Raw genomic sequence first — 10,615 nt, forward strand, 5'->3', positions numbered from 1 at the left:
CAAAAAACCCGCTTTCGCGGGTTTTTGTGTGAGCCTTGAAATTGATCTAATCTCAAGCTCGAAATTGGTGCCCAGAAGAAGACTCGAACTTCCACGACCTTGCGGTCACCAGCACCTGAAGCTGGCGTGTCTACCAATTTCACCATCTGGGCAGTATCGGCAACGTCTCCGTCGTCGATGGCGCGCACTATACGGAGGGTCTTTTTGACTGTAAACCCCTGAGATCAAAAAAACCTGAAAAATTTCGCCAGCGGTCTTCAAATCAGCGTTGCAGTGTCGATAAAGGGCTTTAGAAGGGCTCTCGGAGCCTGAAATTTCCCGTTTCATTACGCCTATGCCAAACTAACCCGCATATAGACAAGGTGAAAACTCTCTAATGGCCGATTGGCAGTCCCTCGATCCCGAGGCCGCTCGTGAAGCGGAAAAATACGAAAACCCTATTCCTAGCCGTGAACTGATCCTTCAGCACCTTGCTGATCGGGGTTCGCCTGCTAACCGCGAGCAACTGGTCGAAGAGTTTGGTCTGACCACAGAAGACCAGATCGAAGCCCTGCGCCGCCGCCTGCGCGCCATGGAGCGCGATGCTCAACTCATCTACACCCGTCGCGGCACTTATGCGCCGGTGGACAAGCTCGACCTGATCCTGGGCCGCATCAGCGGTCACCGCGATGGCTTCGGCTTCCTGGTGCCGGACGACGGCAGTGATGACCTGTTCATGAGCCCGGCGCAAATGCGCCTGGTGTTCGATGGCGACCGTGCCCTGGCGCGGGTTTCCGGCCTGGACCGTCGTGGTCGCCGCGAAGGCATGATCGTCGAGGTGGTATCCCGTGCCCACGAGACCATCGTCGGCCGTTACTTCGAAGAGGGCGGTATCGGCTTCGTGGTTGCCGATAACCCGAAGATCCAGCAGGAAGTGCTGGTGACACCGGGCCGCAATGCCAACGCGCAGATCGGTCAGTTCGTCGAAGTGAAAATTACCCACTGGCCGACGCCACGCTTCCAGCCGCAAGGCGACGTGGTCGAAGTCGTGGGTAACTACATGGCGCCGGGCATGGAAATCGATGTCGCCCTGCGTACGTATGACATTCCTCACGTCTGGCCTGAAGCTGTACTCAAGGAAGCCGGCAAGCTCAAGCCGGAAGTCGAAGAGAAAGACAAAGAGAAACGCATCGACCTGCGCCATCTGCCGTTCGTCACCATCGACGGCGAAGATGCCCGCGACTTCGATGACGCGGTCTACTGCGAAGCCCGACCAGGCAAGCTGCGCCTGTTCTCTGGCGGCTGGAAGTTGTACGTGGCCATCGCCGACGTCTCCAGCTACGTCAAGCTCGGCTCCGCGCTGGACAACGAAGCCCAGGTTCGCGGTAACTCGGTGTACTTCCCCGAGCGCGTGATCCCTATGCTGCCCGAGCAGTTGTCCAACGGTCTGTGCTCGCTCAATCCGCAGGTTGACCGCCTGGCCATGGTTTGCGAGATGACCATCTCCAAATCCGGCGAAATGACCGATTACTGCTTCTACGAAGCGGTGATTCACTCCCATGCCCGCCTGACCTACAACAAGGTCAGCGCCATGCTGGAAACGCCGAAAGCCACCGAAGCGCGCAAGCTGCGTGGCGAATACACCGACGTCGTGCCGCACCTCAAGCAACTGTACTCGCTGTACAAGGTGCTGCTGGCTGCGCGTCATGTGCGTGGCGCGATCGACTTCGAAACCCAGGAAACCCGGATCATCTTCGGTACCGAGCGCAAGATCGCGGAAATTCGCCCGACCGTGCGCAACGATGCTCACAAGCTTATCGAAGAATGCATGCTGGCGGCCAACGTGGCCACCGCCGAATTCCTGAAAAAGCACGAAATTCCTGCGCTGTATCGCGTGCACGATGGCCCGCCACCGGAGCGTCTGGAAAAACTGCGTGCCTTCCTCGGCGAACTCGGCCTGTCCCTGCACAAAGGCAAGGATGGCCCGTCGCCGAAGGATTATCAGGCACTGCTGGCCGGTATCAAGGATCGTCCGGATTTCCACCTGATCCAGACCGTGATGCTGCGCTCGTTGAGCCAGGCGGTGTACAGCGCCGATAACCAGGGCCACTTCGGCCTGAATTACGAGGCTTACACGCACTTCACCTCGCCGATCCGCCGTTACCCGGACTTGCTCACGCATCGGGCGATCCGCAGCGTCATCCATTCGAAACAGGACACCCCGCACGTTCGCCGTGCCGGTGCGATGACCATCCCGAAGGCGCGTATCTATCCGTACGACGAAGCGGCCCTGGAGCAACTCGGCGAGCAATGCTCGATGAGCGAGCGCCGTGCCGACGAAGCGACCCGTGACGTGGTGAACTGGCTCAAGTGCGAGTTCATGAAAGATCGCGTGGGCGAGTCGTTCCCGGGGGTGATTACCGCAGTGACCGGTTTTGGCTTGTTCGTCGAGCTGACCGACATCTACGTCGAAGGCCTGGTGCATGTCACCGCGCTGCCGGGCGATTACTACCACTTCGACCCAGTACACCACCGCCTGGCCGGTGAGCGTACCGGGCGCAGCTTCCGTCTGGGTGATACCGTGGAAGTGCGGGTCATGCGCGTCGACCTCGACGAACGCAAGATCGACTTCGAGATGGCTGAAAAGACCATCAGCGCGCCAATCGGCCGCAAAAAACGCGGCGCCGAAACCGCAGCACCGGCAGCTAAAACCGCAGCAGAGCCGGCACCGGCAAAAACCGGTCGTCGTCCTGCCAAGGAAAAGGCCGCCGAGGCTTATCGCCCAAGCGATGCAGCAGCGAAAAACGCTGAAGTGCGCAAGAGTCGTGAAATGAAGCAGGCGTTGCTCGCCGGCGCGAAAAGCGGCGGTAAAGCGGCGTCTGGGGGAAAGACCAGCCGGTCGGCGCCTGACAAGGCTGTCGGCGGCAAACCAGCCAAACCGAGCAAGCACCGTAAAGGCCCGCCAAAAGCGGGCTCGGCTCCAGCCAAGAGTGGCGGGGCGCGTAAACCTAAGGCCAAGTCATGAGTCAGTTGGAAAAGATTTATGGCGTACACGCTGTCGAAGCGTTGCTGCGTCATCACCCCAAACGCGTCAAGCAGATCTGGCTGGCCGAAGGTCGCAATGACCCTCGTGTCCAGACGCTGATTGAGTTGGCCAATGAAAACCGGGTCCAGGTCGGCCAGGCCGAGCGCCGTGAAATGGACGCTTGGGTTGAAGGCGTGCACCAGGGTGTGGTCGCGGAAGTGAGCCCGAGTCAGGTGTGGGGCGAGGCGATGCTCGACGAGTTGCTCGATCGCACCGACGGCGCGCCGTTGTTGCTGGTGCTCGACGGCGTGACCGATCCGCATAACCTCGGTGCCTGCCTGCGTTCGGCCGATGCGGCGGGCGCGCTGGCAGTGATCGTACCGAAGGACAAGTCGGCAACCCTGACTCCGGTTGTACGAAAAATCGCCTGCGGTGCAGCGGAAGTGATTCCGCTGGTTGCCGTGACCAACCTGGCGCGCACCCTGGAAAAACTCCAGCAGCGCGGCTTGTGGGTTGTCGGTACGGCCGGTGAAGCTGAGGTCAGCCTGTATGACCAGGATCTGACCGGCCCGACCATCCTGATCATGGGAGCCGAAGGAAAAGGCATGCGTCGCCTGACCCGCGAGCATTGCGACTACCTGGTCAACCTGCCGATGGCCGGCAGCGTCAGCAGTCTCAACGTTTCTGTTGCAACCGGTGTCTGCCTGTTCGAAGCGCAGCGCCAGCGCAGCGTCAAGGCCAAGGCTGCTGCCAAAAAGGCTTGAGTCGTACGCGATCAAAATGTGGGAGCGGGCTTGCTCGCGAAAACGGAGTGTCATTCAGCGAAAATGCTGGATGTGATACCGCATTCGCCAGCAAGCCCGCTCCCACATTGGTTTTGTGCAAGGGCAAAAGATAGGTGATTGTTCAAATAATCACCAATTACCTTGCGCCTCCCGCGTCCCTTCTCTACAATTGCGCCCCTTGCTGTGATGGCAGGCACCCATGTGTCTAGCGTCCGCAAGTCCATAAGTGTCATTCACTCCTTGTCTGACCGCTTTTGAGCGGCAGGCTACAACCCGTAAGGAGCATTCATGCGTCATTACGAAATCATCTTTTTGGTCCACCCGGATCAAAGCGAGCAAGTCGGCGGCATGGTTGAGCGTTACACCAAGCTGATCGAAGAAGACGGCGGCAAAATCCACCGTCTGGAAGATTGGGGCCGTCGTCAACTGGCCTACGCAATCAACAATGTTCACAAGGCTCACTACGTGATGCTGAACGTTGAGTGCACTGGCAAGGCCCTGGCCGAGCTGGAAGACAACTTCCGCTACAACGATGCAGTGATCCGTAACCTGGTCATCCGTCGCGAAGAAGCCGTTACCGGCCAATCCGAGATGCTCAAGGCTGAAGAAAACCGCAGTGAGCGCCGTGAGCGTCGCGACCGTCCTGAGCACGAAGGCGCTGAAAGCGCTGACAGTGATGACAGCGACAACAGCGATAACGCTGACGAGTAATCCACGGACCTTTTAAGGAGCCTATCAAATGGCACGTTTCTTCCGTCGTCGTAAATTCTGCCGCTTCACCGCTGAAGACGTGAAAGAGATCGATTACAAAGATCTCAACACTCTGAAAGCCTACGTATCCGAGACCGGCAAAATTGTTCCAAGCCGCATCACCGGTACCAAAGCTCGTTATCAGCGTCAGCTGGCCACCGCTATCAAGCGCGCCCGCTTCCTGGCCCTGCTGGCCTACACCGACAGCCACGGCCGCTGAGACCGGGCAGTCGACACGTAGCAAAGGATTGAATGTATGCGTGCCTTAGCTGAGTTCATCATGCGGGGCCGTATGCAGGCCACTCTCGTAGTGGCTGGATGCGCGGCATTGCCGCTGTTGTATTGGTTGGGTGCTGCCGCTGGATGCCTCGTGCTCCTGCGGCGCGGATTGAAGGACGCCCTCGGCGTTCTTGCTCTGGGACTGCTGCCGGCATTGATCTGGTGGCTTTACTCCGACGACCCACGGGCACTTCTGGTGCTGCTGGGGTCTGCGAGCCTTGCGTTGGTTTTGCGCGCAAGCGAGTCCTGGAACCGCGTGCTGCTGGTCAGCATAGCGATGGGAGTGGTGTTTGCAGTGGTGCTGGGGACAGCTTTTGCTCCCCAAATCGAGATGCTGGCGCAGGCTTTGATAAAAGTCATGCCGTCGCTACTCGGTGATGTCTACCAGAAGTTGTCGGTAGACGAGCAAGCGCATTTTGCGTCCCTGATTGCACCAGTCCTGACCGGCCTTATTGCGGCCTTGTTGCAAATCGTCAGCTTGTTGAGCCTGCTTGTCGGGCGCTACTGGCAGGCGTTGTTGTACAACCCGGGTGGTTTCGGTCGCGAGTTTCGCGCCATCCGTATCCCGCTTGTGCCGGCGATGTTGCTGCTGGCGTGCATGCTTCTGGGGCCGAACTTCGGTCCGCAGATGGCCATGTTGACGCCGTTGTGCAGCGTACCGCTGGTGTTCGCCGGGCTGGCCCTGATTCACGGGCTGGTGGCGCAAAAGCGACTGGCCAGGTTCTGGCTGGTGGGGTTGTACGTAACGCTGTTGCTGTTCATGCAGCTGATCTATCCGTTGCTGGTGGTCCTGGCCATCGTCGACAGCCTGATTGATTTTCGCGGTCGTCTGGCGCCGAAAGACGCCGATAACGCGAACGGTGAAGGTTAAAAGTTAAGAGGATTTTCACATGCAACTGATCCTTCTGGAAAAAGTCACCAACCTGGGCAACCTGGGTGACAAAGTGAACGTTAAGGCTGGTTACGGTCGTAACTACCTGCTGCCTTACGGCAAAGCTACCGCTGCGACCCCAGCCAACCTGGCTGCGTTCGAAGAGCGTCGCGCTGAGCTGGAAAAAGCTGCAGCAGACCGTAAAACGTCGGCTGAAAGCCGCGCTGCCCAACTGGCCGAGCTGGAAGTGACCATCACTGCCACCGCTGGCGACGAAGGCAAGCTGTTCGGTTCGATCGGTACTCACGACATCGCTGATGCACTGACCGCCTCTGGCGTTGAAGTTGCAAAAAGCGAAGTTCGTCTGCCGAACGGCACCATCCGCAACGTAGGTGAATTCGACGTGGCCGTGCACCTGCACGCCGAAGTTGAAGCCACCGTACGCGTTGTCGTGGTAGCAGCTTAAGCAACACCTGTCGGCTGGCACCCGCGGGTGCTTGCCGGTAACATCGGGCACGATCCTGTTTACAGGTCGTGCCCTTTGTCTTTCTGGCATCCCCGTTTCTACATCCTGATTCCAAGTGGCCATGAACGAAATCTCCGCTCCCGAGCAATACGATCTGCAAACCGCCGCGCTGAAGGTACCGCCACATTCCATCGAGGCCGAACAGGCCGTACTCGGTGGTCTGATGCTGGACAACAACGCCTGGGAACGCGTGCTCGATCAAGTCTCCGACGGCGATTTCTATCGACATGACCACCGTCTGATATTCCGTGCTATCGCCAAACTGGCCGATCAGAACTCCCCGATTGACGTCGTGACCCTGTCCGAGCAACTGGACAAGGAAGGTCAGACCTCGCAGGTCGGCGGCCTCGGTTATCTCGGTGAACTGGCGAAAAACACTCCGTCTGTCGCCAACATCAAGGCCTATGCGCAGATCGTCCGCCAGCGCGCGACATTGCGCCAACTGATCGGCATCAGCACCGAGATCGCCGACAGCGCCTTCAACCCGGAAGGTCGCACCGCCGAGGAGATCCTCGACGAAGCCGAGCGTCAGATCTTCGCGATTGCCGAGGCCCGGCCGAAAACCGGTGGCCCGGTGGGCGTGAACGATCTGCTGACCAAGGCCATCGATCGCATCGACACGCTGTTCAACACTGACAACGCCATTACCGGTCTGTCCACTGGCTATACCGACCTTGATGAGAAGACCAGCGGCCTGCAGCCGGCTGACCTGATCATCGTCGCCGGTCGTCCGTCGATGGGTAAAACCACCTTCGCGATGAACCTGGTGGAAAACGCCGTACTGCGCAGCGACAAGGCAGTTCTGGTGTATTCCCTCGAGATGCCAGGCGAATCGCTGGTCATGCGTATGCTGTCGTCTCTCGGCCGGATCGACCAGACCAAGGTGCGTTCCGGTCAGTTGGAAGATGATGACTGGCCGCGCCTGACCTCGGCGGTCAACCTCCTCAATGACCGCAAGCTGTTCATCGACGACACCGCCGGTATCAGCCCGTCGGAAATGCGTGCGCGTACCCGGCGTCTGGCGCGTGAGCACGGTGAGATCGGCCTGATCATGATCGACTACCTTCAGTTGATGCAGATTCCAGGTTCCGGCGGCGACAACCGAACCAACGAGATTTCTGAAATCTCGCGTTCCTTGAAGGCCCTGGCCAAGGAATTCAACTGCCCGGTGGTGGCACTGTCCCAGCTCAACCGTTCCCTCGAGCAGCGGCCGAACAAACGCCCGATCAACTCCGACCTCAGGGAATCCGGAGCGATCGAGCAGGATGCCGACGTCATCATGTTCGTGTACCGGGACGAGGTGTATCACCCGGAGACCGAGCATAAAGGCATCGCCGAAATCATCATCGGCAAGCAGCGGAACGGCCCGATCGGCTTTATCCGCCTGGCCTTTATCGGTAAGTACACCCGATTCGAAAACCTGGCGCCGGGTAGCTATAACTTCGATGATGACGAATAACTGTTGATGCAGGGCCTCTGTGGCGAGGGGGCTTGCCCCCCGCTGGGCAGCGAAGCGGCCCCTGTTTTCCCTCTGTTAAGCCTTTGACGACTGCTTCGCAGCCGAACGGGGCAAGCCCCCTCGCCACAGGTATTTAATTGGTCTGTGGAATTTGCACTGAAGTAGCTCCCACCAATTTCCGACCACAGCCGTCGGAATTGGTCAAAATTTGTGCTATATTCCGCGCCCGCGAAATTCAATGAAAGCCAACACCGGTTATCGACATGCAAGCAGCCAAGCCGTTATTTGACTATCCCAAGTACTGGGCCGAATGTTTCGGGCCAGCGCCATTCCTGCCCATGAGCAGGGAGGAGATGGATCAGCTCGGCTGGGATTCCTGCGACATCATCATCGTCACTGGTGATGCCTACGTCGATCATCCGTCGTTCGGCATGGCAATCATCGGCCGGCTGCTGGAGTCCCAGGGCTTCCGCGTCGGGATCATTGCCCAGCCTAACTGGCAGTCCAAAGACGACTTCATGAAGCTCGGTGAGCCGAACCTGTTCTTCGGTGTCGCGGCCGGCAACATGGACTCGATGATCAACCGTTACACCGCCGACAAGAAAATCCGTTCCGACGACGCTTATACCCCGGGCGGCATGGCGGGCAAACGTCCGGATCGTGCCAGCCTGGTGTATAGCCAGCGTTGCAAGGAAGCCTACAAGAATGTGCCGATCGTCCTGGGTGGCATCGAGGCCTCCCTTCGCCGCATTGCGCACTACGATTACTGGCAGGACCGGGTACGCAACTCGATCCTGATCGACGCCTGCGCCGACATCCTGCTCTACGGCAACGCCGAGCGGGCGATTGTCGAAGTCGCCCAGCGTCTGTCGTTTGGCCACAACATCGAAGACATCACCGACGTGCGCGGCACCGCGTTCATCCGTCGTGATACACCCAAGGACTGGTACGAAGTCGACTCCACGCGTATCGACCGTCCGGGCAAGATCGACAAGATCATCAATCCGTATGTGAACACCCAGGACACCCAGGCCTGCGCTATTGAGCAGGAGAAGGGGCCGGTCGACGATCCGAGCGAAGCCAAGGTCGTGCAGATCCTGGCCAGCCCGAAGATGACCCGCGACAAGACCGTGATTCGTCTGCCATCGGTCGAGAAAGTCCGCGGTGACGCGGTGCTGTACGCCCACGCCAACCGCGTGCTGCACCTGGAAACCAACCCGGGCAACGCCCGTGCGCTGGTGCAGAAGCATGGCGAAGTCGACGTCTGGTTCAACCCGCCGCCGATTCCGATGACCACCGAAGAAATGGACTACGTGTTCGGCATGCCTTATGCGCGTGTACCGCACCCGGCTTACGGCAAGGAAAAGATTCCGGCCTACGAGATGATCCGTTTCTCGGTGAACATCATGCGTGGCTGTTTCGGTGGCTGTACTTTCTGCTCGATCACCGAGCACGAAGGGCGGATCATCCAGAACCGTTCCGAAGAGTCGATCATTCGCGAAATCGAAGAGATTCGCGACAAGGTCCCGGGTTTTACCGGCGTTATTTCCGACCTCGGCGGCCCGACCGCGAACATGTACCGCATCGCCTGCAAGACGCCGGAAATCGAATCTGCGTGTCGCAAGCCGTCCTGCGTGTTCCCGGGCATCTGCCCGAACCTGAACACGGACCACTCGTCGCTGATCCAGCTTTATCGCAGCGCCCGTGCCTTGCCGGGTGTGAAGAAGATCCTGATTGCTTCCGGCTTGCGCTATGACCTCGCGGTCGAGTCGCCGGAATACGTCAAGGAGCTGGTGACCCACCACGTCGGTGGTTACCTGAAGATCGCCCCGGAACATACCGAGGAAGGTCCGCTCAACCAGATGATGAAGCCGGGCATCGGCAGCTATGACAAGTTCAAGCGCATGTTCGAGAAGTACACCAAGGAAGCGGGCAAGGAGCAGTACCTGATTCCGTACTTCATCGCTGCCCACCCGGGTACTACTGACGAAGACATGATGAACCTGGCCCTGTGGCTCAAGGGCAATGGTTTCCGTGCCGACCAGGTGCAGGCGTTCTACCCGTCGCCGATGGCCACCGCCACCGCGATGTACCACTCGGGCAAGAACCCGCTGCGCAAGGTCACCTACAAGAGTGACGGCGTGACTATCGTCAAGAGCGAAGAGCAGCGCCGTCTGCACAAGGCGTTCCTGCGCTATCACGATCCGAAGGGCTGGCCGATGCTGCGTGAAGCGCTGACCCGCATGGGCCGCGCCGATTTGATCGGGCCGGGCAAGAACCAGTTGATCCCGCTGCACCAGCCGTCCACTGACAGCTACCAGAGCGCCCGTCGCAAGAACTCGACGCCGGCCGGCAGCCATAAGGTTGCCGGGGAAAAGACCACCAAAATCCTGACCCAGAACACTGGCTTGCCTCCGCGCGCCAGCGATGGCAGTAACCCGTGGGACAAGCGCGAACAGGCCAAGGCGGCGGCATTTGCCCGCAACCAGCAGGCGGCCAAGGAGCGCAAGGATGCAGCCAAGGGCAAAGGCCCCAAGCCTGCGCGCAAGCCAGTAGTACCGCGCTGACCGCCTTCCCCCTCACCCCAGCCCTCTCCCCCAAGGGGGCGAGGGGGAAAGGGAGCCGATCTCCATGCCTTTCGGAACCTGAGTTCGACTTGAGCTCTCAGGTCGCAGGTTTTCGACCAGGAGAGCCGATCTCCATGCCTTTCGGAACCTGAGTTCGACTTGAGTTCTCAGGTCGCAGGTTTTCGACCAGGAGAGTCCATCTCCATGCTTTTCGTAGCCTGAGTTCGACTTGATCCTCAGGTCGCAGGTTTTCGACCAGGAGAGTCCATCTCCATGCTTTTCGTAGCCTGAGTTCGACTTGATCCTCAGGTCGCAGGTTTTCGACCAGGAGAGTCCATCTCCATGCTTTTCGTAGCCTGAGTTCGACTTGATCC

The 10,615-nt window shown here is 59.1% G+C and carries 8 protein-coding genes and 1 tRNA gene; 8 read left to right on the forward strand and 1 reads right to left on the reverse strand.

The features are described 5' to 3' along the window. Positions 1-65: 65 nt before the first annotated feature. A tRNA-Leu gene (locus KW839_RS10945) sits at positions 66-152 on the reverse strand. Between the two features lie 224 nt (positions 153-376). Between KW839_RS10945 and rnr the strand changes: the two genes are divergently transcribed. The 8 genes from rnr to KW839_RS10985 all read left to right on the forward strand — a co-directional run bounded on the left by rnr (position 377) and on the right by KW839_RS10985 (position 10,241). Next, a complete protein-coding gene (gene rnr / locus KW839_RS10950) occupies positions 377-3,004 on the forward strand; it encodes a ribonuclease R (protein ID WP_060542749.1) in 2,628 nt (875 codons plus the stop codon). After that, positions 3,001-3,768: a 23S rRNA (guanosine(2251)-2'-O)-methyltransferase RlmB gene (gene rlmB, locus KW839_RS10955; RefSeq protein WP_060542750.1), complete on the forward strand. Its 768-nt coding sequence runs from the start codon at positions 3,001-3,003 to the stop codon at positions 3,766-3,768. Before rnr ends, rlmB begins: the two co-directional genes overlap by 4 nt. A gap of 309 nt (positions 3,769-4,077) precedes the next feature. Next, a complete protein-coding gene (gene rpsF, locus KW839_RS10960; protein WP_003217491.1) occupies positions 4,078-4,500 on the forward strand; it encodes a 30S ribosomal protein S6 in 423 nt (140 codons plus the stop codon). 28 nt (positions 4,501-4,528) lie between these two features. Then, complete coding sequence (gene rpsR, locus KW839_RS10965) at positions 4,529-4,759, forward strand: 30S ribosomal protein S18 (RefSeq protein ID WP_002551829.1); 231 nt, start codon at positions 4,529-4,531, stop codon at positions 4,757-4,759. 36 nt (positions 4,760-4,795) lie between these two features. Beyond that, the gene (locus KW839_RS10970; protein WP_218424312.1) at positions 4,796-5,689 is read left to right on the forward strand and encodes a hypothetical protein; all 894 of its coding nucleotides are present in this window, start codon (positions 4,796-4,798) and stop codon (positions 5,687-5,689) included. 19 nt (positions 5,690-5,708) lie between these two features. Continuing rightward, positions 5,709-6,155: a 50S ribosomal protein L9 gene (rplI, locus tag KW839_RS10975; RefSeq protein ID WP_008035347.1), complete on the forward strand. Its 447-nt coding sequence runs from the start codon at positions 5,709-5,711 to the stop codon at positions 6,153-6,155. A gap of 121 nt (positions 6,156-6,276) precedes the next feature. Then, positions 6,277-7,674 carry a replicative DNA helicase gene (gene dnaB / locus KW839_RS10980; protein WP_060542752.1) on the forward strand — a complete coding sequence of 466 codons (1,398 nt, stop codon included), beginning with the start codon at positions 6,277-6,279 and terminating at the stop codon, positions 7,672-7,674. A gap of 263 nt (positions 7,675-7,937) precedes the next feature. Beyond that, positions 7,938-10,241 carry a YgiQ family radical SAM protein gene (locus KW839_RS10985; RefSeq protein WP_218424313.1) on the forward strand — a complete coding sequence of 768 codons (2,304 nt, stop codon included), beginning with the start codon at positions 7,938-7,940 and terminating at the stop codon, positions 10,239-10,241. Positions 10,242-10,615: the final 374 nt, after the last annotated feature.

This window comes from Pseudomonas sp. PDM31 (genome assembly GCF_019218965.1).
In the GTDB taxonomy this organism is placed as follows: domain Bacteria; phylum Pseudomonadota; class Gammaproteobacteria; order Pseudomonadales; family Pseudomonadaceae; genus Aquipseudomonas.